Source organism: Citrobacter freundii complex sp. CFNIH9, assembly GCF_002903305.1.
Taxonomy (GTDB): domain Bacteria; phylum Pseudomonadota; class Gammaproteobacteria; order Enterobacterales; family Enterobacteriaceae; genus Citrobacter; species Citrobacter portucalensis.
Genome location: NZ_CP026238.1, coordinates 748529 through 771201, shown reverse-complemented (window position 1 = coordinate 771201; position 22673 = coordinate 748529). Strand labels below are relative to the sequence as shown.

The window sequence follows — 22673 nt, the reverse complement described above, 5'->3', positions numbered from 1 at the left end:
ATGGTGTCCTTAGGTTTCACGACGCTAATAAACCGGAATCGCCATCGCTCCATGTGCTAAACAGTACCGTAACCAGTCGGCCAAAAACTGATTAATTTGATGCTTTTCGTCGCGTTGATGCAACTTTTTATTTGGATAATCATACCGCGCTTTGAAGCGAAAGATCTGCTGACTTGAACACACTTCAGCCACCCTTGCGTCATGATACAGGCGCACGGTCAATGACGGCAGGCTCCAGTATGTGACGGCCGGTGCCGTTTGTTCGATCGCAACAAGCGTAGTGTATCGGGTCGATTCCACGATCGTTAACCGATATTGTGCGTTTGCTACCTGATAGCTCACTGTTTCACCGGCTGCATCATTACGTGGCAGCAGGCGGCGCAATTGCGAATAGTTGGTTTCGCACAGACGCATCATTTCAGGGAAGTCAGGTGTGTAACGCTTCATTTTTTCCACTCAGTTTTTAACTCTTGATAGTGCAGCTGTAACCATTGCAAGGCGATGACAGACGCTGCGTTGTCGATTTTCCCCTCTTCAACCCATTGATAAGCCTGTTCCCGGCTCACCACATGAACACGAATATCTTCGTTTTCATCAGCCAGACCATGGATCCCGCTCGCGGTCGTGGCGTCCACTTCGCCGACTAAAATAGACAGGCGCTCACTGGTGCCACCCGGGCTTGCCAGATAGCTCAGAACGGGCTTCGTCCGTTTAACTTCCAGCCCGGCCTCTTCCATTGCTTCACGACGGGCTACATCTTCAACGGTTTCGCCCTCTTCGATCATACCGGCCACCATCTCCAGTAACCACGGGCTTTCGCTGGTATCAAATGCCGCGATACGGATCTGCTCGACCAGCACAACTTCATCTCGCTCAGGGTCAAAGGGTAGCAAGACTGCCGCGTGTCCGCGCTCAAAAATTTCGCGCGTTACCTCGCCGCTCATCCCCCCGTTAAACAGGCGATGGCGAAACCGATAAAGATCCAGTGAAAAAAAACCGCGGTATAGCTTTTCTCGTGCAATAATTTCTACATCATTTTTAGTGAAAGTCATTGGCAAGTTGTCTGGTTTACTCATTGTGCGGTCCTGAAACCAATAGTGATTAAAATGTGAATTTCAAGGTCGTTTGACTGATGTTTGAACGCCCTTGTGTTAAATTGATGCAAATTAACGCCGTATGGCACGTAACGCCAACTTTTTGAAGTGGCGGATTCTGCTAGAATCAGCAAATATTTTTACAATTTGATCAGCGCTAAATACTGCTTCACAACAAGGAATGCAAATGAAGAAATTGCTCCCCATCCTTATCGGCCTGAGCCTGTCGGGGTTCAGTACTTTGAGCCAGGCAGAAAACCTGATGCAGGTTTATCAGCAAGCACGCCTGAGCAACCCGGAATTGCGTAAATCCGCCGCCGATCGCGATGCTGCATTCGAAAAAATTAACGAAGCGCGTAGTCCATTGCTGCCGCAACTGGGTTTAGGTGCCGATTACACCTACAGCAATGGTTACCGTGATGCAAATGGCGTCAACTCCAATGCAACCAGCGCGTCATTACAATTGACTCAGACGCTGTTCGACATGTCTAAATGGCGTGCCCTGACGCTGCAAGAAAAATCAGCGGGCATCCAGGACGTGACCTATCAGACCGATCAGCAAACGCTGATCCTGAACACCGCCACGGCCTATTTTAACGTACTGAACGCAATTGACGTGCTTTCTTACACTCAGGCACAGAAAGATGCGGTCTATCGTCAGTTAGATCAGACAACACAGCGTTTTAACGTTGGCCTGGTTGCCATCACTGACGTACAGAACGCCCGTTCACAATACGATACTGTACTGGCGAATGAAGTTACCGCGCGTAACAATCTGGATAACGCGGTAGAACAGCTGCGCCAGGTAACCGGTAACTACTATCCGGAACTGGCTTCACTGAACGTTGATGGTTTTAAAACCAACAAACCGCAGGCGGTGAATGCGCTGCTGAAAGAAGCAGAAAACCGCAACCTGTCGTTATTGCAGGCCCGTTTGAGCCAGGATCTGGCACGTGAGCAGATTCGTCTGGCGCAGGATGGTCATTTACCGACTCTGGACCTGACCGCCTCTACCGGGGTATCTGACACCTCGTACAGCGGGTCTAAAACCAACAGCTCCCAGTATGACGACAGCAACATGGGTCAGAATAAAATCGGTCTGAGCTTCTCGCTGCCGCTGTACCAGGGCGGAATGGTTAACTCGCAGGTGAAACAAGCGCAGTACAACTTTGTTGGCGCGAGTGAACAGCTGGAAAGCGCACACCGCAGCGTGGTGCAGACCGTTCGTTCTTCGTTCAACAACATTAATGCGTCTATCAGTAGCATTAACGCTTACAAACAAGCGGTTGTCTCTGCACAAAGTTCTTTGGATGCGATGGAAGCCGGCTATTCCGTAGGTACACGTACCATTGTGGATGTGTTGGATGCCACCACCACGCTGTACAACGCCAAGCAGCAACTGGCGAATGCGCGTTATACCTATCTTATCAACCAGTTAAACGTCAAATCTGCGCTCGGTACGCTGAACGAGCAGGATCTGGTAGCACTGAACAATACGCTGGGTAAACCAGTATCCACGACTCCGGATACGATCGCGCCGGAAAACGCGCAGCAAGACGCCGCGGCGGACGGTTATACGTCCAACAGCGCGACGCCTGCGGCACAGCCGACAGCAGCACGTTCAACCAGCAGCACCGGCAGCAACCCGTTCCGTAACTGATGCTGATGACGGGGCTTCGGCCCCGTCTGAACGTAAGACAACGTAAAGATCCGCCCCTTCTTCCGCATTCTCGCCTCTTACCGCTTCAATTTCGACCAGTCATCCTCTATTCTGAGCAGAGTTACCACTGGGTACTGGAAGACATAAATGAAACGGACAAAATCTATACATCACGCCTCGTTCCGCAAAAGCTGGAGCGCGCGCCATCTGACTCCTGTCGCCCTGGCAGTTACCGCTGTGTTTATGCTCGCGGGCTGTGAAAAGAGCGACGAAACGGTTTCGCTTTATCAGAACGCTGACGACTGCTCTGCGGCGAATCCGGGTAAAAGCGCCGAATGTACTACTGCGTTTAACAATGCGCTGAAAGAAGCTGAACGTACCGCACCAAAATACGCCACTCGTGAAGACTGTATCGCTGAATTCGGCGAAGGCCAGTGCCAGCAGGCTCCTGCGCAAGCGGGTATGGCACCGACCGGTGAAGGCCAGGCTCAGGCACAGAATCAAAGCAGCGGCAGCTTCTGGATGCCGCTGATGGCGGGCTACATGATGGGCCGACTGATGGGCGGCGGAATGGGCGCTCAGCAACCGCTGTTCAGCTCGAAAAACCCAGCCAGCCCGGCTTACGGCAAATACACGGATGCCAGCGGTAAAAACTACGGCGCAGCAACGCCGGGTCGCACCATGACCGTACCGAAAACCGCTATGGCACCGAAACCTGCCACCACCTCTACCGTAACCCGCGGCGGATTTGGTGAGTCTGTGGCCAAACAGAGCACCATGCAGCGTAGCGCAAGCGGCACCACCACACGTTCAATGGGTGGCTGATCGTCATGGAAAGAGTCAGTATTGTTGAGCGCCCGGACTGGCGCGACAAAGCCACCGAATACGGTTTCAATTTTCACACTATGTACGGCGAGCCGTACTGGTGTGAAGACGCGTACTATAAGCTCACCCTTGCTCAGGTTGAAAAGCTGGAAGAGGTCACCGCAGAGCTGCATCAAATGTGCCTCAAGGTGGTGGAAAAGGTCATCGCCAGCGATGAGCTGATGACCAAGTTTCGCATTCCGAAGCATACCTGGGGCTTTGTCCGCCAGTCCTGGCAGACACAGCAACCGTCGCTCTATTCACGTCTCGATCTGGCATGGGACGGCACGGGTGAACCCAAGCTTCTAGAAAACAACGCCGATACGCCAACCTCGCTGTACGAAGCCGCGTTTTTCCAGTGGATCTGGCTGGAAGATCAGCTCAATGCGGGCAACCTGCCGGAAGGCAGCGATCAGTTCAACAGTCTGCAGGAAAAACTGATCGAGCGTTTCACCGAGCTGCGTGAGCAGTATGGTTTTCAACTGCTTCATCTGACCTGCTGTCGTGATACGGTAGAAGATCGCGGTACGATCCAGTATCTGCAGGATTGCGCTGCCGAAGCTGAGATCGCTACAGAATTCCTCTATGTAGAAGATATTGGTCTTGGTGAAAAAGGTCAGTTCACCGACATGCAGGATCAGGTAATCGCTAACCTGTTCAAGCTCTATCCGTGGGAATTCATGCTGCGTGAAATGTTCTCCACCAAGCTGGAAGACGCTGGCGTTCGCTGGCTGGAACCGGCCTGGAAGAGCATTATCTCCAACAAAGCACTGTTGCCGCTGTTATGGGAAATGTTCCCGGACCATCCGAACCTGCTGCCAGCGTACTTCGCCGAAGACGACCATCCGCAGATGGATAAATTCGTCGTCAAACCGATCTTCTCGCGCGAGGGGGCTAATGTCTCCATCATTGAGAACGGTAAAACGATCGAATCCGTGGAAGGACCGTACGGTGAAGAAGGCATGATCGTGCAGCAATTCCATCAGCTACCGAAGTTTGGCGACAGCTATATGCTGATTGGCAGCTGGCTGATCAACGATCAACCAGCCGGGATCGGCATTCGTGAAGACCGCGCGTTGATCACGCAGGATCTGTCACGTTTCTATCCGCATATTTTTGTCGAATGATTGAAAGTGCCGGGTGGCGGCTTCGCCTTACCCGGCCTACGGCGCGAACTTAATGCCCGATAAGCGCAGTGCCATCGGGCATTCATCATCCAACCTGCACCGACAACATACTTAAACTTCCCATCTCAATACCATCTACCGGGATCGTGACAGACTCTTTACCATCCCAAGCCCCGAGTACATACAGCAGCGGCAGATAGTGATCCGGCGTCGGGTTCGACAACGATCCACCTTCATGATCGAGATAGTTCACCAGTGGGTGCTGCTCAACCGGTCCCTGCCATGTCAGGTTTGCCTTAACATAGTCATTGAATGAAGTCGCCCACGGATAAGGCGTGTTCTCACCGTGCCAACGCGCAGTGCGCAGGTTATGCACCACGTTACCACTGGCCACCAGCATAATGCCCTCATCACGCAGCGCCGCCAGCTTACGGCCCATCTCAAAATGCCATGCCGCAGGTTTGGTGCTGTCGATACTCAACTGCACCATCGGAATGTCCGCATTCGGATACATCTTGATCAGAACGCCCCAGGAACCGTGGTCAAAACCCCAGGCTTCTTTGTCCAGGGTCACAGGCACTGGAGCAAGCAAGTCAACCAGATGCTGCGCCAGTTCAGGCGAGCCGGGAGCCGGGTAATGGGTGTCATATAATGCTTGCGGAAAACCGCCAAAATCGTGGATCGTTTTGGGAGCTTCCATCGCAGTCACACCCGTTCCACGGGTGAACCAGTGCGCCGAGACCACCACAATGGCTTTCGGACGCGGCAACGTTTCCCCCAGTTGCTGCCAGGCACGGGTATAAACGTTATCTTCCAGAACATTCATCGGGCTACCGTGACCCAAAAACAATGCTGGCATACGAGTTGAAGACATGATGATATCCTTACTGAGGGAGTCATTTTGATACCACCACAATACGCTTATTCGGTTGATGAAGAACTCAGATAACCATGATGAAGATCATCAGTTATTTTGACGATCCAACCCGGATAGCAGATTGATAAGGAGTTTTATTTGTCGATGTCAGTACCTTTACTTCTGACTTTACTGGCAGGTGCCGCCACGTTTATCGGCGCATTTCTCGGCGTGTTAGGGCAAAAACCGTCTAACCGCGTTCTCGCCTTTTCTTTAGGCTTCGCCGCCGGGATTATGTTACTGATCTCCCTTATGGAGATGCTACCTGCTGCGCTGGCCGCTGAAGGTATGTCGCCGGTATTAGGCTACGGAATGTTCATCGTTGGCTTACTGGGCTACTTTGGCCTGGATCGTCTATTGCCGCACGCGCACCCTCAGGATCTGGTACAAAAAACAACGCAGCCTCTACCCGGCTCTATTAAACGCACCGCGATTTTATTAACGCTCGGCATCAGCCTGCACAACTTTCCTGAAGGGATTGCGACGTTTGTTACCGCCAGTAGCAACCTTGAGCTGGGCTTTGGTATTGCCCTCGCCGTTGCATTGCACAATATTCCTGAAGGATTAGCGGTGGCGGGTCCCGTCTATGCCGCCACAGGCTCCAAACGTACGGCGATATTCTGGGCAGGGATTTCAGGTATGGCAGAAATACTGGGCGGCGTACTGGCGTGGTTAATTCTCGGTAGCCTGATATCACCGGTGGTGATGGCGGCAATAATGGCGGCAGTCGCAGGTATTATGGTGGCGCTGTCCGTCGATGAATTGATGCCGTTGGCAAAAGAGATCGATCCCAATAATAATCCCAGCTATGGGGTGTTATGTGGAATGTCGGTGATGGGATTAAGCCTCGTCATCCTCCAGTCAATGGGAATCGGATAATCCAGAGGGCGGATGCCACCCTGCAAATTTACAGCATCCGCTCATCCATAGCAGAATATGAAGGACTAATCCTGTTCCTTAACCGCGCTGTTATCTTCACCAGAGCGACGAAAGAGTTTGTTTCGCGCTTCAAGTAAGGCATCTCTGTCCTGGCGGAATGCCCGACAATAACGTTTCATATGGCAATAATAACCCACCGCAACGAGTGCAATTAATACAATCCAATACCAGGCAATAAACATTCTTCTACCCTTAAAATTTAACATCATTAAACATTTAACGTTAAAATTTTACACAACCTTATTCTGACATACTCATATAGTGGCATATTTCAGAAACAAATATATGATTTCGATCATATAAATCAGCGGCTAAGCTATTAGCCAAACTCGTTATAAACAATTAAAACAATGTCGACAAGATCACACTACGCAATAATAAATATTGTTCTTAAAATATCTCACTCATACTATCAAAAAAATAATAAAAATTAGCTCCTGAAGAATAATACATTTCATCAATATTAATTAATGCATTACAAAAGTAGCATTAGCAATACCATTTTATTTTATCAAAACCGTAAAAACATAATATATTCAGCAAGATTATATTTATAGGTAATATAAGGAGATATATCCATGTTTACACAATACCGAAAAACACTTCTGGCAGGGACTCTGGCACTGACATTTGGATTAGCAGCAGGAAACTCTCTTGCCGCTGGTTTTCAACCGGCCCAACCTGCAGGAAAATTGGGCGCAATAGTAGTTGACCCTTATGGAAATGCCCCGCTTACTGCGCTGGTTGAATTAGATAGCCACGTTATTTCAGATGTTAAAGTTACCGTCCATGGTAAAGGTGAAAAAGGCGTTCCGGTGACTTATACCGTCGGCAAAGAGTCACTCGCCACGTACGATGGCATTCCTATTTTTGGCCTTTATCAAAAGTTCGCAAATAAGGTAACCGTTGAATATAAAGAAAACGGTAAGGCCATGAAAGATGATTATGTGGTGCAAACTTCCGCCATCGTAAATCACTACATGGATAACCGCTCAATATCTGATTTGCAGCAAACAAAAGTGATTAAAGTAGCACCGGGTTTTGAAGATCGTCTTTATCTGGTGAATACCCACACCTTTACCCCGCAGGGTGCAGAATTCCACTGGCATGGCGAAAAAGATAAAAATGCCGGCATCCTGGATGCGGGTCCAGCTGGCGGCGCACTCCCCTTTGATATCGCACCCTTTACCTTTGTCGTCGATACGGAAGGTGAATATCGGTGGTGGCTGGATCAGGACACCTTCTATGACGGCCATGACATGGATATCAACAAGCGCGGCTACCTGATGGGTATTCGTGAAACACCGCGAGGCACCTTCACCGCCGTCCAGGGCCAGCACTGGTATGAATTCGATATGCTGGGGCAAGTTCTGGCCGACCATAAGCTGCCTCGCGGATTCCTCGACGCGTCGCATGAGTCGGTCGAAACAGTGAACGGCACCGTACTGCTTCGCGTGGGTAAACGCGATTATCGCAAAGAAGATGGCCTTCACGTACATACCATCCGCGACCAGATTATTGAAGTCGATAAATCTGGACGTGTTGTTGACGTATGGGATCTGACACAAATTCTCGACCCGATGCGTGACGCGCTACTGGGTGCGCTGGACGCAGGCGCGGTATGCGTCAACGTGGATCTCGCTCACGCAGGCCAACAGGCGAAACTGGAGCCAGATACCCCCTATGGTGACGCCCTCGGCGTTGGTGCGGGCCGTAACTGGGCTCACGTCAACTCCATTGCCTATGACGCTAAAGATGACTCCATCATTCTTTCTTCCCGCCATCAGGGTGTCGTCAAAATCGGTCGCGATAAACAGGTGAAATGGATCCTGGCACCGTCTAAAGGCTGGAATAAGGCGCTGGCAAGCAAACTGTTAAAACCGGTTGATGATAAGGGCAACGCGCTGAAGTGTGATGAAAACGGTAAGTGCGAGAATACTGATTTCGATTTTACCTACACCCAACACACCGCCTGGCTCTCCAGCAAAGGAACGCTAACCATCTTTGACAATGGCGATGGCCGTGGACTCGAACAACCGGCTCTACCAACAATGAAATACTCCCGGTTCGTCGAATATAAAATTGACGAGAAAAAAGGAACCGTTCAGCAAGTTTGGGAATACGGGAAAGAGCGCGGTTATGATTTCTACAGTCCTATCACGTCGGTAATTGAATATCAAAAAGACCGCGACACGATGTTTGGATTTGGTGGTTCTATTAATTTATTTGACGTTGGACAGCCAACCATCGGCAAAATCAACGAAATTGACTACAAAACAAAAGAAGTCAAAGTCGAAATTGATGTCCTTTCCGATAAACCAAACCAAACGCACTACCGCGCATTACTGGTTCGCCCACAACAAATGTTTAAATAATTTCGTTAGATTAAGGATTAATTATGTCGTCTAAATGGATTACTTCATTATTTAAAAGCGTGATATTAACGGCAGCGCTGGTTTCACCATTTGCAGCATCGGCTTTTACTGAAGGTACTGACTATATGGTGCTGGAGAAACCGATTCCCAATGCTGATAAAACGTTGATCAAAGTATTCAGCTACGCCTGCCCATTCTGCTACAAATATGATAAAGCCGTGACCGGCCCGGTGTCAGATAAAGTTGCCGATCTCGTCGCCTTCACACCGTTTCATCTCGAGACCAAAGGAGAATACGGCAAACAGGCCAGTGAAGTATTTGCAGTAATGATTGCTAAGGATCAGGCCGCAGGAATTTCATTGTTTGATGCCAAATCACAGTTCAAAAAAGCTAAGTTTGCTTACTACACTGCCTACCACGATAAGAAAGAACGCTGGTCTGACGGTAAAGATCCCGCTTCATTCATCAAAACAGGACTGGACGCTGCAGGTATGAGTCAAGCAGACTTCGAGAGCGCCTTAAAAGAACCCGTAGTCCAGGAGACACTGGAAAAATGGAAAGCGGCTTATGATGTTGCCAAAATCCAGGGGGTTCCGGCTTACGTCGTCAATGGTAAGTACCTGATCTACACCAAAAGCATCAAATCGATTGATTCCATGGCTGAGCTTGTCAGAGAGCTGGCGACAAAATAAACAGGGAACCGGCTATGGATTTTATCAAAGGATTGTGGCGAGACTTATGTACCGCACCGGTTAATACCCTGGTGAGATGGCAGGAGCGACGCTTTTTGTGGTTGCTAATGGCTTGTGCCATGGGTGGGTTAATTATTCTGGCGCACTCGTTCTTCCAAATCTATCTCTACATGGCCCCTTGCGAGCAATGTGTATATATCCGCTTTGCCATGTTTGTGATGGTTTTCGGTGGGCTGATCGCGGCAATAAACCCTAAAAACCTCATTCTAAAACTGGTCGGCTGCATTGCGGCATTTTATGGCAGCATTATGGGCATTAAGTTCTCTATCAAACTTAATGGCATTCATTATGCGGTACATAACCCGGACCCGGATTCGCTCTTTGGCGTACAGGGATGTTCCACCGATCCGACATTCCCTTTCAATTTGCCGCTGGCAAACTGGGCTCCAGAATGGTTTAAGCCCACTGGAGATTGCGGCTATGACGCACCTGTCGTTCCTGATGGCGTGGCGCTTAGCAGTATGCAAAAGTGGTTTGTCGATCTGTACCAGCAGTCCGAAGGCTGGTATCTGCTCCCGCCATGGCATTTTATGAATATGGCGCAGGCCTGCCTGCTCGCTTTTGGTTTGTGTTTAGTGCTGTTGCTGATAATGAGCGGAGCCTGGGCACTTAAACTGGCCAGAAAAAAATAGCCAGGTTGTAATAACAAAAAACCGAAGCCAGGAAACTGACTTCGGTTTTTTTATCCCTACCACGGTTGTCGCGGTAGTCAGCAATTAGCTGGCTTTGCGCTCATGCGCCTGACGGTAAGCCACCAGGTCTTCGATAGTCACTACAGCCATATTATGCTTACCGGCAAATTCGATGCACTCTGGCGCACGGGCCATGGTGCCGTCATCATTGGTCAGTTCGCACAGCACACCGGCTGGTTTAAACCCTGCCAGCGTCATCAGGTCGATGGTTGCTTCAGTATGACCACCGCGGGTCAACACGCCGCCTGCCTGAGCACGCAGCGGGAAAACGTGCCCCGGACGGTTAAGATCGGAAGGTTTTGCGCCATCCTTAATTGCCGCACGCACCGTAGTAACACGGTCTGCTGCGGAAACGCCGGTGGTTACGCCTTCTGCGGCTTCAATGGTCACGGTAAAACCGGTACCGTAAGCGCTGGTGTTATTTTCCACCATCATTGGCAGATCGAGCTGTTTGCGTCGGTCTTCAGTGATGCACAGGCAAACAATACCGCTACCGTGACGGATGGTCAGCGCCATCTGTTCTACGGTCATGGTTTCTGCCGGGAAAATCATATCGCCTTCGTTTTCACGGTCTTCGTCGTCAAGCACCATTACACCGCGTCCTTCACGCAGCGCAGACAGCGCATGTTCAACACGTTCGAAAGGCGTACCAAAAGAGGAAAGTAGCGTCTGATTCATGGTAAAAAAACCTCACTAAAATTATGGTTACCAGAATCAGGGCAGTCTTAGGAGTACCGTCTAAGCGGCAAAAAAATAACGTGAGCGGGTCCATGCCCGACTGGATCGTTACTCTCTCCCATCCGGACTCTAACCGTCGGCCCCGGAATTACACCGGATCTGCTGACCTTTTTGCCGTAACAAAAAGCGCTCGCGGGCTTTCAACATCAGTTGATTTACCGCCGGTGGGGAATTTCGCCCCGCCCTGAGAATAAGCGGGTTAACTATAACGCTATTGATTACCTTCATCAACGCCTTTACTCGTCTTAGCTTCACACAATTCTGGTTTATGCCTGTGCCAGTTCGCACTACAATAGGCAGCAACACGTACCAGTTCAGGGAAACCACAATGATTGACCCGAAAAAAATTGAGCAGATTGCTCGTCAGGTTCACGAGTCGATGCCGAAAGGGATCCGCGAGTTTGGCGAAGACGTCGAGAAGAAAATTCGTCAAACGCTGCAGTCACAGCTGACCCGTCTGGATCTGGTAAGCCGCGAAGAATTCGATGTACAGACTCAGGTTTTATTGCGCACGCGTGAAAAGCTGGCGCTGCTTGAGCAACGTCTGACTGAGCTTGAATCACGTGATAAAACGGCAGACGTTAAGCCTGCCCCCGCGATCCCGTCAGTTGATCCGCAAGAGTAAAAACGACAACGGGCCGCAAGGCCCGTTTTTCTGTTAGTGTTCCAGTTCTAGCTTCCTGGCTTCCGTCGCTTGCTGGCAGTACAGCGCATAGCGTTTGCAAAACCAGCTACGATGTTCTTCATCCATATTCCCGGTTATCGCCTGGATATCAATGGGATGGCCCTCAGCCTGCATCCTGGCAAAACTACGGGCCAGGAAATCGAAATTGTTCAGTGAATACATATTGCTGTTCATGAGCATACCCTCCAGTTATTGAATATCTGCTAAGGCCATATGCTTTTTCTAATTTCAGTATTTCCCTGGATACGAAGTTATTCTGTACATATTGTGCGCAACAAAACCGCCTGCTTCACAGTTTCCTACGAAATCTAAGAGGGGGATGACCCCCCTTTTCGGATTTAAGGTCACGGTGACACATGTTATTGTAACGACATGTAAAAGTAAGGGGTAAAACCATTACTTTTGATACTGACAGGGAACGCAGTAACAGGAGGAAACAACTTGGTATTATTCACGGATTACAACAGCCCCTACCTGTTTGCTATTTCATTTGTACTACTGATTGGCCTATTAGAAATCATCTCTCTTATTTTCGGTCATTACCTTTCTGGCGCGCTTGATGCGCATCTCGAACATTACGATGCCCTGACCTCCGGCAATATCGGACAGGCATTGCACTATCTCAATATCGGACGGATTCCAGCGCTGATCGTGCTGTGCTTACTCGCTGGCTTCTTTGGACTCTTCGGTATCCTCCTTCAGCATGGCTGGGTCACGCTGTGGCAAGCACCGCTCAGCAATCTGCTGCTCGCGCCGGCGAGCTTTATTTTTGCGGTCTTCGCCGTGCATTACAGCGGGAAAATTATTGCTCCATGGCTACCACGAGATGAAACCACCGCCCTCGCCGAGGATGAGTTTATCGGCAGCATGGCAATTATTACCGGCCATTCTGCGAGTGCCGGAACCCCATGCGAAGGCAAATTTACCGACAAGTTTGGGCAGACCCACTATGTGCTGCTGGAGCCTGAAGCGGGCAAAGAATTCAAAAAAGGAGACAAGGTGCTGATTATTTGCCGACTCTCTGCAACGCGTTACCTGGCCGAGCTAAACCCCTGGCCGACTGTTTTATAATTTTACACAGAGGGACCTTATAGATGGATGATGTTTTTGGCATGTTACCTTCATGGATGTTTACCGCCATTGTAGCGGTGGTCGTCTTAGTCATTATCGGGATTATTTTTGCCCGCCTGTATCGTCGTGCATCTGCTGAACAGGCATTTGTGCGTACCGGCCTTGGTGGGCAAAAAGTGGTGATGAGCGGCGGCGCAATTGTCATGCCTATCTTCCACGAAATCATTCCTATCAACATGAACACCCTCAAACTTGAGGTGAGCCGTTCTACTGTCGACAGTCTTATCACCAAAGACCGTATGCGCGTAGATGTCGTCGTCGCCTTTTTTGTGCGTGTAAAACCGTCTGTTGAAGGGATTGCTACCGCCGCACAGACGCTGGGACAGCGGACGCTGTCACCAGAGGATTTGCGTGTGCTAATAGAAGATAAGTTTGTCGATGCCCTGCGTGCCACGGCGTCGCAGATGACCATGCACGAACTGCAGGATACGCGTGAAAACTTCGTTCAGGGCGTACAAAACACCGTCGCGGAAGACCTGTCCAAAAACGGTCTGGAGCTGGAGAGCGTTTCACTCACCAACTTCAACCAGACCGAAAAAGTCCATTTCAACCCTAACAACGCCTTTGATGCCGAGGGTCTGACCAAGCTGACCCAGGAAACGGAACGTCGTCGTCGCGAACGTAACGAAGTCGAGCAGGACGTAGAAGTTGCCGTCCGTGAGAAAAATCGTGATGCGCTGTCGCGTAAGCTGGAGATCGAGCAGCAGGAAGCCTTCATGACGCTCGAGCAGGAGCAGCAGGTGAAAACCCGCACGGCCGAGCAAAACGCCAAAATTGCCGCCTTTGAAGCCGAGCGCCATCGTGAAGCTGAACAGACGCGTATCCTTGCCGAACGCCAAATTCAGGAAACAGAAATCGATCGCGAGCAGGCGGTTCGTTCAAGAAAAGTCGAGGCCGAGCGTGAAGTTCGCATCAAAGAGATCGAACAGCAGCAGGCAACAGAGATCGCCAACCAGACCAAGTCCATCGCCATTGCCGCCAAGTCCGAACAGCAGTCTCAGGCTGAAGCACGCGCTAACGATGCGCTGGCCGATGCGGTTCGTGCCCAGCAGAACGTAGAAACCACCCGCCAGACCGCAGAAGCGGATCGTGCCAAACAGGTGGCGTTGATTGCCGCAGCTCAGGATGCGGAAACCCAGGCCGTTGAGCTGACCGTGCGCGCGAAAGCGGAGAAAGAAGCGGCAGAATTGCAGGCGGCAGCGATTGTTGAACTAGCCGAGGCAACGCGGAAAAAAGGTCTGGCAGAAGCAGAAGCACAACGCGCACTTAACGATGCCATCAACGTGCTTTCCGATGAACAGACCAGCCTGAAATTTAAGCTGGCGCTGCTGCAGTCCCTGCCAGCGGTTATTGAGAAATCCGTCGAGCCAATGAAGTCTATCGATGGGATCAAGATTATTCAGGTTGATGGTCTCAATCGCGGCGGCGCAGTCGGTGAAGTAACCGCAGGTAACGTAAACGGTGGGAATCTCGCAGAGCAGGCATTATCCGCAGCCCTTTCCTATCGTACACAAGCGCCGCTGATCGACTCGCTGTTAAATGAAATTGGCTTGTCCGGCGGTTCGCTGTCGGCACTGGCCGAGCCGCTGAAAAACAGTCCACAGCCTGTTGAGAAAACGACTGAACAATAAGAAACAGAAATGCCGGATGGCAACGCTTACGCGTTTTATCCGGCCTACAATCTCGTAGGCCGGATAAGGTGTTTACACCGCCATCCGGCAAACTTTCCAGGTGTTACTTATCGCTGTCTTTCTGGATCTTCTTGATGATATTTGTCGTGGAGCAGCCATCTTCGAAGTTCAGCACCAGCACTTCACCGCCGTTCGCCCACACCTCTTTGCTACCCGCAATTTCTTCCGGCTTATAATCACCGCCTTTTACCAGCAGATCCGGCAGAATGCCCGCAATCAGACGCTGCGGCGTATCTTCTTCAAAAGAGACCACCCAGTCGACGGATTCCAGCGCGCCCAGTACGATCATACGCTGTTCCAGCGGGTTGACCGGACGCGTTTCACCTTTCAGACGTTTGGTCGAAGCATCGCTGTTGACCGCCACGATCAGGCGATCGCCCAGCTTGCGCGCATTCGCCAGATAGGAAACATGGCCCGCATGCAGGATGTCGAACACACCGTTGGTCATTACCACTTTCTCGCCGCGCTTGCGGGCGCTGGCAACGGCCTGTTTCAGCTCAGATTCGCTCATCACGCCAAAGCCAGTATCAGCCCGACCGCGCACGGCGTTTTCCAGTTCAATCGGAGAAACGGTAGAGGTCCCCAGCTTACCGACGACAACACCGGCTGCGGCGTTAGCAAAATAGCACGCCTCTTCCAGTGAGTTACCCGCCGCCAGCGTCGCCGCCAGCACGCCGATAACCGTATCGCCTGCACCGGTCACATCATACACTTCCTGCGCCTGCGTCGGCATATGCAGCGGCGATTTGCCCGGTTGCAGCAACGTCATCCCCTGTTCGGAGCGCGTGATCAGCAGTGCGGAAAGGTCGAAATCAGCAATCACTTTCATGCCGCGCTCAACCAACTCGTCTTCGCTTTTGCACTTACCGGCCACCGCTTCAAACTCAGACAGGTTCGGCGTCAGCAGCGTTGCGCCACGGTAGCGTTCAAAGTCGGTTCCTTTCGGATCGATAAGCACCGGCACCCCAGCCTTACGCGCCAGAGCAATCATCTGCTGCACGCTTGCCAACGCGCCTTTGGCGTAGTCGGAGAGCACCAGAGCACCGATAGAACCCAGCGCCTGGTTAATACGCTCGTGCAGCGGCTGCGGATCCACACCTTCAAAACCTTCTTCGAAATCCAGGCGAATCAGCTGCTGGTTGCGGGAAAGCACGCGCAGTTTGGTTATCGTCGGATGGGTCGGCACGGAAACGAAATCGCATTTTACGTTCACATCCGCCAGCGTTTTGCTCAGCGCACGCGCCGCGTCGTCAATACCGGTCAGGCCCACCAGACGCGAATTCGCTCCCAGAGAGGCAATGTTCATCGCCACGTTTGCTGCGCCACCGGGACGTTCTTCGATGGTATCGACCTTCACCACCGGAACCGGCGCTTCAGGTGAAATACGGCTGGTAGGACCGTACCAGTAGCGATCCAGCATCACATCACCGACAACCATGACTCCTGCACGTTCAAACTCTGGCAGCGTTACTTTCATTCCTGTCTCCTGAGAGATTCTCTGAGGGTCTTAAAATTTGCGCGCGATAATAGCACACTTCACTCGGCAACCAGCCACTTCTGCCAGCTGTCACGCACCAGCGTACGTTCAGCGTCAAAGTGCTCCAGCGCCACATGGCCCGGAAGTTCCTGCAACGCAAGATGATGAAGTTCATCACGCAACGTCGTATAAGCACGGGTAAGCGCCAGCGCTTCCTGCTCGTCCATAATGTCGTTTTGCGCCAGTAATTCCAGAATGCGCACGTTATCCGACCAGCGCGTCAGCTTCGGTTTTTCATGCGCATAGCGCAGCACCAGATACTGCGTAATAAACTCAATGTCTGTGATGCCGCCTTCATCCGCTTTGATATCAAAACGATCGCGATGCTTATTGCCCAAATGGGCACGCATTTTCTCACGCATTTCGCGCACCTCGGTCTGCAAGGTTTTCCCATCGCGGACGAGGGTCATGATATCGCGACGAATCGCATCAAACTGAGAGGTCAACTGCGGGTCGCCGTACACTACACGAGCACGCACCAGCGCCTGATGCTCCCATGTCCAGGCTTCGTTACGCTGATAATCGGCAAAAGCGTCAGCTGATGTCACCAGCATTCCCGCCGCCCCTGACGGACGCAAACGCGCATCCACTTCGTACAAAATACCGGACGAAGTACGGGTACTGAAGAGGTGCATAATGCGCTGCGCCAGACGCAGATAGAACTGTCGCCCGTCAATCTCACGCTCACCGTCCGTCATCACGTCCATCGGACAGTCATGCAGGAAGATCAAATCGAGATCCGAGCTGTAACCCAGTTCCCAGCCGCCCAGCTTGCCATAACCGACGACGGCAAAGCCACGCCCCTCGCGTTCGCTAAGATGAGTAGGTTGACCGTAGCGCGCGACCATCTGCGTCCACGCCTGCTGGACTACCGCATCAATAATAGCTTCCGCCAGCCAGGTTAAATGATCGCTCACCTTCATCACCGGCAGTGTACCGGCGATATCGGCCGCGGCAATACGCAGTAGCTGCGTTTGCTTAAACTGGCGCAGAGCCTCAAGTTGCTGTTCTTCGTCATCTTCCGGCACGCGCAGCAAATACTGGCGCAGCTCATCACGGTAAGCATCCGTCGCGGTAGGTTGATACAGGGTGTTCGGATCCAGCAGTTCATCGAGCAACAGCGGATACCGCGCCAGCTGGCTGGCGACCATCGGCGAGGCCGCACAGAGCGAAATCAGATGCTTCAGCGCCCCGGGGAATTCGCTCAGCAGTTCCAGATAGGTCGTACGGGTAACAATCCCTACCAGCAGAGGGGTAATGCGCGATAGCGGGACTGAGGCATCGTCACGCGTACAGACATCGCTCAGCAGATGCGGCATTAAATGATCCAGCACCTGGCGTCCGCGTGGACCAATGGTGCGTTTATCCAGCTCTTTGCGGAAATCAGCAATCAGAGACAGCACGCGCCGGCGATCGTCATCCGCCAGATGCGTCAGCACCGGCGTGGTGTCATCTTCCTGTAAGGCGTCCTGCCACAGTTCGCGCCACTGTTCTGAGAGCGACTCTTCCTGGCTTTCAGCTTCGTCATCGCCAATCAGCTCGTTAAATACCCGGCGTACGTTGTCCATATGATTGGCCAGCACATCAGTTAATTGCTGCCAGTCATCAACGTTCATCCCCCACGCCAGCCGCGCGCGATTCAGTTCATCGCCTGGCAACGTTTGGGTCTGTTCATCATTGATGCTTTGCAGCAGGTTTTCCAGGCGGCGTAAATAGAGATAGGCTGCTCGCAGTTGTTCCGTATCGGTATCAGACAGCAGGTGCAGCGCATTGATGGCGCTAAGCGTCGGTAACAGCGAGCGGGATTGCAGCGACGGTTCACGTCCGCCGCGAATCAGCTGGAATACCTGCACGATAAATTCGATTTCGCGAATACCGCCCGCCCCCAGCTTGATGTTGTCTTTCAGGCCGCGGCGGCGCACTTCTCGGGCAATCATCCCTTTCATGTTACGCAGCGACTGGATCACGCTGAAATCAATATAGCGACGGAAAACAAAAGGCCGCAGCATGGCACGAAGCTCTCTGACATAAGTGCCGTCGGCATCGCCCATAATGCGGGCTTTGACCATCGCATAGCGTTCCCAGTCGCGCCCTTGCTCCTGGTAATAATCCTCCAGCGCAGAGAAGCTCAGTACCAACGGACCGCTGTCGCCAAACGGGCGTAAACGCATATCCACCCGATAGACAAACCCATCCATTGTGGGCTGATCTAATACCTTGATGAGCCGCTGGCCCATACGGGTAAAGAACTGGGCGTTATCCAGCTCGCGTCGCCCGCCCTGTGTGCTGCCATGTTCTGGCCAGGCAAAAATCAGGTCGATATCGGAGGAAAAATTCAGCTCGCCGCCGCCCAGTTTCCCCATGCCTAAAATCAGCAGCGGCTGCGCCACACCTTCAGGATTACAAGGCGTACCCCATTCGCGACAGCAGGCGGCGTATAACCAGTCGCGCGCGGCGACGATCAACGTTTCAGCCAGATGGCTTAGCTGCTGCAAAATACTCTCTTCAGTCACCAGCGACAGCGTCTGTGCCCAGGCGATACGCACCATAATGCGACGGCGAAACAGGCGTAACTCACGCATCAGCGTGTTTTCATCACTAACGTCAGCCAATGTTTGCTGTAACCAGTCGGCATAGTGTTGCCATTCATCCGCCAGGGGGGGAGCGCTTTCCAGCTCAGCCAGCCATTCGGGATGGGCAATAATGCTGTCACGGACAAAATCGCTGAATGTAAGTACTGACTTCGCCTGAACGCTAAGCGAGGACTCAGATATTGCTGCTGGCAGCCGCTCAACAACGGTCGGCCAGTACTGCTGTAACGGTGAAGAGAGCTGCTTCATTTACGGGTTATCCTTTGAATGGTGCCGGATGGCGGCGTTTAGCCTTATCCGGCCTACATGACAGTTACACACATCGCGTAGGCCTGATAAGCGCAGCGCCATCAGGCATCCCGGCCTCGGTCCTGATTATCGTTTTCCGCTGTGCAGCCAGAACGGTTCCAGTGCAATTGCCTCGTTACGGAAGTGTTCAATTTCAATATATTGATTGGCCGCAATGGCGTGGCGCAAACCCTGCCAGTTGGCGATCCATTCTGATGCGACATTTTCGTCGTAGTATCCCGCCAGCATCAGCATGCTATCAATGTTGCGCGTCAAACGAGGAAGCTGATCGGTGTACTGATCGCCCAGCGGCTGCGCAAAAGCGGTTTTCAGCTCAGCGGCATGGCGTGAAAGATGGGTATCAGAGAAACGCTTAAAGGAGTCGGCAATTTTTCCCTGCGCCTTCGCATCAAGGAACGGCTGCCATCCTTTGGTCACCAGCCATTCGGTCAGCGCCAGCTTGGCCATTGCCGTTTGCGTGCTGTAAACCGCCGATACAGCAGAAACGTCCGACGAAATGATCGCTTCCGACTGGGTCAACAAATCACGTAAGTGAGCGCTCGCTTTTCGCGGCACATTACCGCCAAACAGCATCAGAATGTGACGCACCAGGCCCATAGCCGCCAGCACCTCGGCTTTCGCCCCTTTAACGCCGCGCACCCACAGCTCTTCATGATACTGCCACTGTGATAATGCCAGCTCCAGCGCCGCTTCCAGCCCCTGCTCAATACTCGCTTTCGCCGGAACTTTCAAAATGCGTGTCGGTTTGAGTTCGCGCGGCGCATTCCCCTGAGCCAGGTGATAACCGCGCGCTGCTTTGCTCAAGCTACCCTGGCGTAAACCGGTTTGCGAAACCAGCTGGTTTGCCAGCTTCAGTACCGCACGGGTATCGCCGCTTAGCAGTTCAAGTTCAAGCTCACAGATAGGTTCTGCAAACTCGCCCGCTTTCACCTCCCCCAGATCGAGGGCCATTTCAATCCGGCTGCCATCAACATCAACCAACCATTTCTCACGGTAAAAATCGGTGCTGAACAACGGCTGCACTTGAGAAGCAAGTTCAGCAGGCAGCTCGCCATCAGGCCAGACTTCCGTTGGGAGCAAGGTGAGGTCCAGCTCAGGCGCGTTTAGCGCAACGTTATATTCTGGCCGCTGGTGCAGTCCGCCCGTCACGCGTCCGGCAATTTTCATGGTCATTTCGTAATGACCATTTTCACCGCGAATACGCAGCCCCATATCGTGACCACGCAACCACGCATCCGGTGTTTCGTAGTAGATATTCAGCAACTGGCTGGGCGCATGATGCTCTCCCCCCAGCGTATTCAGACGTTCACGTAGCGCATCTACAGCGTCATTATTGACGATAAATTTTAATTCGATTTCCTGGGCCATGGTCTTGTACTTATGGGTTATGTCACAGTTGAGAAAACTGACTGCGAACTAAGTTCGTTCTTTATGGTCAGTAGATAGTATTTTGCGCCAAATTGCCATGCAACGAGCAATTTGACGGGCGTAAAAGTTTCGAGTGGTGGCAAAAAGGACACAGATGATTCCGATTGATGTCGAATGCTTTGCGTAGAGACACTGATGCCACTACTATCGTTCCACTTTCTATGACAATAACGACAGCCTGATGCCAAAATTACGCCTGATTGGATTAACTTTACTCGCACTTAGCGCCACTGCAGTCTCTCATGCCGAAGAAAAGCGCTATGTCTCTGACGAACTGAACACTTGGGTCCGCAGCGGTCCGGGAGATAATTATCGCCTCGTGGGTACGGTTAATGCCGGCGAGGAAGTCACGCTATTACAGACCGATGCCAACACTAACTACGGCCAGGTGAAAGACAGCACCGGACGTACCGCCTGGATCCCACTGAAAGAGCTGAACAGTACGCCGAGCCTGCGTACCCGCGTTCCCGACCTGGAAAACCAGGTTAAGACCTTGACCGATAAGCTCAATAATATCGATACCACGTGGAATCAGCGCACCGCTGATATGCAGCAAAAGGTAGCGCAAAGCGACAGCGTGATCGACGGGCTGAAACAAGAAAACCAGAAGCTGAAAAACGAGCTTATCGTGGCGCAAAAGAAGGTCAGCGCAGCCAACCTTCAGCTTGATGACAAACAGCGCACCATCATCATGCAGTGGTTTATGTACGGTGGCGGCGTGTTGGGTCTTGGTCTGCTGCTCGGCCTGGTTCTGCCACACATGATCCCAAGCCGTAAACGCAAAGATCGCTGGATGAACTGAATCGCCTTCTCCGCCACACTGACATATGATTAAGGGATCATAGTTTTCAAAAGGAAAGTGGCGTGAAGATTTATCTGGTCGGTGGTGCTGTTCGGGATGCGTTATTAGGGCTACCGATTAAAGATAAAGATTGGGTTGTTGTTGGCGCCACGCCGCAAGAGATGCTCGACGCGGGCTACCAGCAGGTAGGCCGCGATTTTCCCGTGTTTCTGCATCCGCAAACCCGCGAAGAGTATGCGCTGGCGCGTACCGAACGTAAGTCAGGCTCGGGGTATACCGGATTCACCTGCTATGCCGCCGCAGATGTGACGCTGGAGGCCGATCTTCAGCGTCGTGACCTGACCATCAACGCAATCGCCCGCGATGACGACGGGGAGATTATCGACCCGTATAACGGACGCGACGATCTGGAAAACCGTCTGCTGCGCCATGTTTCATCTGCCTTTAGCGAAGATCCGCTGCGCGTGCTGCGCGTGGCGCGCTTTGCTGCCCGCTATGCGCACCTCGGTTTTCGTATTGCTGACGAAACCATGACGCTAATGCGTGACATGACCGCCGCTGGTGAACTGGAGCATCTGACACCAGAGCGGGTGTGGAAAGAAACCGAAGGCGCATTAACCACCCGTAACCCACAGGTATTTTTCCAGGTCCTGCGCGACTGCGACGCACTGCGCGTCCTGTTTCCGGAAGTGGATGCTTTGTTTGGCGTTCCAGCCCCCGCACAGTGGCATCCGGAAATCGACACCGGCATTCACACGCTGATGACGCTGTCGATGGCAGCCATGTTAAGTCCGGAAGTCGACGTGCGTTTTGCTACGCTGTGCCACGATCTTGGCAAGGCATTGACGCCTAAAGCGCTGTGGCCGCGCCATCATGGCCACGGTCCGGCAGGTGTTAAGCTTGTCGAACAACTGTGCCAGCGCCTGCGCGTGCCGAATGACATCCGTGATTTAGCCAAACTGGTTTCCGAGTTCCACGACCTCATTCATACCTTCCCGATCCTGCAGCCGAAAACCATCGTTAAGCTGTTTGATTCCATCGATGCCTGGCGCAAACCGCAGCGCGTGGAGCAAATCGCCCTCACCAGCGAGGCCGATGTGCGTGGGCGAACCGGTTTTGAAGCATCAGATTATCCGCAAGGCAGGCTGTTACGTGAAGCCTGGCAGGTTGCGCAGGCGGTGCCAACGAAAGACGTGGTTGAAGCTGGATTCAAAGGTCAGGCAATTCGTGAAGAACTGACCCGGCGTCGCATCTCGGCGGTAGCCAGTTGGAAGGAGCAGCGTTGCCCGAAAGCGTAGACACTGCGTTGCCGAATGCGCTGTGCTTATCCGGCCTACAGGTT

The 22673-nt window shown here is 52.2% G+C and carries 21 protein-coding genes and 1 riboswitch; of the genes, 12 read left to right on the top strand and 9 right to left on the bottom strand.

Translation table 11 applies throughout. The annotated features are described in order from the left end of the window. Positions 1-24 precede the first annotated feature (24 nt). A complete protein-coding gene (locus tag C2U43_RS03935) occupies positions 25-447 on the bottom strand; it encodes a DUF1249 family protein (RefSeq protein WP_003024582.1) in 423 nt (140 codons plus the stop codon). Further along, positions 444-1076 (bottom strand): ADP-ribose diphosphatase, encoded by a 633-nt coding sequence (nudF, locus tag C2U43_RS03930; protein ID WP_048215533.1) that lies wholly within the window; start codon positions 1074-1076, stop codon positions 444-446. Before nudF ends, C2U43_RS03935 begins: the two co-directional genes overlap by 4 nt. 199 nt (positions 1077-1275) lie before the next feature. Between nudF and tolC the strand changes: the two genes are divergently transcribed. The 3 genes from tolC (at position 1276) to C2U43_RS03910 (ending at position 4745) form a co-directional block, all read left to right on the top strand. Beyond that, positions 1276-2754, top strand: a complete 1479-nt coding sequence (gene tolC, locus C2U43_RS03925; RefSeq protein ID WP_103284709.1) for an outer membrane channel protein TolC — start codon at positions 1276-1278, stop codon at positions 2752-2754. A gap of 147 nt (positions 2755-2901) precedes the next feature. Next, a complete protein-coding gene (locus tag C2U43_RS03915) occupies positions 2902-3579 on the top strand; it encodes a DUF1190 family protein (protein ID WP_003024591.1) in 678 nt (225 codons plus the stop codon). Positions 3580-3584: 5 nt separating this feature from the next. Then, entirely contained in the window at positions 3585-4745 is a 1161-nt protein-coding gene (locus tag C2U43_RS03910) for a glutathionylspermidine synthase family protein (protein ID WP_079934119.1), read from the top strand. A gap of 85 nt (positions 4746-4830) precedes the next feature. Here C2U43_RS03910 and ygiD read toward each other — a convergent pair whose 3' ends face one another. Further along, positions 4831-5619 (bottom strand): 4,5-DOPA dioxygenase extradiol, encoded by a 789-nt coding sequence (gene ygiD, locus C2U43_RS03905; protein WP_003828413.1) that lies wholly within the window; start codon positions 5617-5619, stop codon positions 4831-4833. 147 nt (positions 5620-5766) lie between these two features. Here ygiD and zupT point away from each other — a divergent pair, with 147 nt between their 5' ends. Continuing rightward, positions 5767-6540 carry a zinc transporter ZupT gene (gene zupT, locus C2U43_RS03900; RefSeq protein WP_003024600.1) on the top strand — a complete coding sequence of 258 codons (774 nt, stop codon included), beginning with the start codon at positions 5767-5769 and terminating at the stop codon, positions 6538-6540. Positions 6541-6605: 65 nt separating this feature from the next. Here the strand turns inward: zupT and C2U43_RS03895 are convergent, their stop codons facing one another. After that, positions 6606-6782: a hypothetical protein gene (locus tag C2U43_RS03895; protein WP_071446370.1), complete on the bottom strand. Its 177-nt coding sequence runs from the start codon at positions 6780-6782 to the stop codon at positions 6606-6608. A 396-nt stretch (positions 6783-7178) separates the two neighbouring features. Between C2U43_RS03895 and C2U43_RS03890 the strand changes: the two genes are divergently transcribed. Genes C2U43_RS03890 through dsbI form a run of 3 tightly spaced genes read left to right on the top strand, consistent with a single transcriptional unit; the run spans position 7179 to position 10359 of the window. Next, the gene (locus C2U43_RS03890; protein ID WP_048215529.1) at positions 7179-8975 is read left to right on the top strand and encodes an aryl-sulfate sulfotransferase; all 1797 of its coding nucleotides are present in this window, start codon (positions 7179-7181) and stop codon (positions 8973-8975) included. A gap of 23 nt (positions 8976-8998) precedes the next feature. After that, on the top strand, positions 8999-9667 hold the full coding sequence (locus C2U43_RS03885; protein WP_103284708.1) for a thiol:disulfide interchange protein DsbA/DsbL: 669 nt from the start codon (positions 8999-9001) through the stop codon (positions 9665-9667). A 14-nt stretch (positions 9668-9681) separates the two neighbouring features. Further along, positions 9682-10359 carry a protein-disulfide oxidoreductase DsbI gene (dsbI, locus tag C2U43_RS03880; protein ID WP_103284707.1) on the top strand — a complete coding sequence of 226 codons (678 nt, stop codon included), beginning with the start codon at positions 9682-9684 and terminating at the stop codon, positions 10357-10359. A gap of 84 nt (positions 10360-10443) precedes the next feature. Here dsbI and ribB read toward each other — a convergent pair whose 3' ends face one another. Next, positions 10444-11097 carry a 3,4-dihydroxy-2-butanone-4-phosphate synthase gene (gene ribB, locus C2U43_RS03875; protein WP_003828424.1) on the bottom strand — a complete coding sequence of 218 codons (654 nt, stop codon included), beginning with the start codon at positions 11095-11097 and terminating at the stop codon, positions 10444-10446. Between the two features lie 106 nt (positions 11098-11203). Further along, positions 11204-11353, bottom strand: a riboswitch (FMN riboswitch). A gap of 132 nt (positions 11354-11485) precedes the next feature. Between ribB and ubiK the strand changes: the two genes are divergently transcribed. Further along, a complete protein-coding gene (gene ubiK, locus C2U43_RS03870) occupies positions 11486-11782 on the top strand; it encodes a ubiquinone biosynthesis accessory factor UbiK (protein ID WP_020996337.1) in 297 nt (98 codons plus the stop codon). A gap of 33 nt (positions 11783-11815) precedes the next feature. Here ubiK and glgS read toward each other — a convergent pair whose 3' ends face one another. Continuing rightward, a complete protein-coding gene (gene glgS, locus C2U43_RS03865; protein WP_008785836.1) occupies positions 11816-12022 on the bottom strand; it encodes a cell surface composition regulator GlgS in 207 nt (68 codons plus the stop codon). 261 nt (positions 12023-12283) lie between these two features. Between glgS and C2U43_RS03860 the strand changes: the two genes are divergently transcribed. Both C2U43_RS03860 and C2U43_RS03855 read left to right on the top strand, forming a co-directional pair. Continuing rightward, on the top strand, positions 12284-12913 hold the full coding sequence (locus C2U43_RS03860) for an OB-fold-containig protein (RefSeq protein ID WP_103284706.1): 630 nt from the start codon (positions 12284-12286) through the stop codon (positions 12911-12913). A gap of 23 nt (positions 12914-12936) precedes the next feature. Then, positions 12937-14604 (top strand): flotillin family protein, encoded by a 1668-nt coding sequence (locus C2U43_RS03855; protein WP_103284705.1) that lies wholly within the window; start codon positions 12937-12939, stop codon positions 14602-14604. Positions 14605-14707: 103 nt separating this feature from the next. On the opposite strand, the gene hldE is transcribed toward C2U43_RS03855, so the two are convergent. From hldE to C2U43_RS03840, 3 genes are all read right to left on the bottom strand, one after another. Then, positions 14708-16141, bottom strand: coding sequence for a bifunctional D-glycero-beta-D-manno-heptose-7-phosphate kinase/D-glycero-beta-D-manno-heptose 1-phosphate adenylyltransferase HldE (hldE, locus tag C2U43_RS03850; RefSeq protein ID WP_103284704.1), 1434 nt, complete (start codon positions 16139-16141; stop codon positions 14708-14710). 59 nt (positions 16142-16200) lie between these two features. Beyond that, the gene (glnE, locus tag C2U43_RS03845) at positions 16201-19041 is read right to left on the bottom strand and encodes a bifunctional [glutamate--ammonia ligase]-adenylyl-L-tyrosine phosphorylase/[glutamate--ammonia-ligase] adenylyltransferase (RefSeq protein WP_103284703.1); all 2841 of its coding nucleotides are present in this window, start codon (positions 19039-19041) and stop codon (positions 16201-16203) included. 126 nt (positions 19042-19167) lie between these two features. Then, entirely contained in the window at positions 19168-20469 is a 1302-nt protein-coding gene (locus tag C2U43_RS03840) for a CYTH domain-containing protein (protein WP_103284702.1), read from the bottom strand. Positions 20470-20710: 241 nt separating this feature from the next. On the opposite strand from C2U43_RS03840, the gene C2U43_RS03830 reads away from it, so the two are divergent. Both C2U43_RS03830 and C2U43_RS03825 read left to right on the top strand, forming a co-directional pair. After that, positions 20711-21331 carry a TIGR04211 family SH3 domain-containing protein gene (locus C2U43_RS03830; protein WP_003828434.1) on the top strand — a complete coding sequence of 207 codons (621 nt, stop codon included), beginning with the start codon at positions 20711-20713 and terminating at the stop codon, positions 21329-21331. A gap of 62 nt (positions 21332-21393) precedes the next feature. Continuing rightward, positions 21394-22629 (top strand): multifunctional CCA addition/repair protein, encoded by a 1236-nt coding sequence (locus C2U43_RS03825; RefSeq protein WP_103284701.1) that lies wholly within the window; start codon positions 21394-21396, stop codon positions 22627-22629. Positions 22630-22673: the final 44 nt, after the last annotated feature.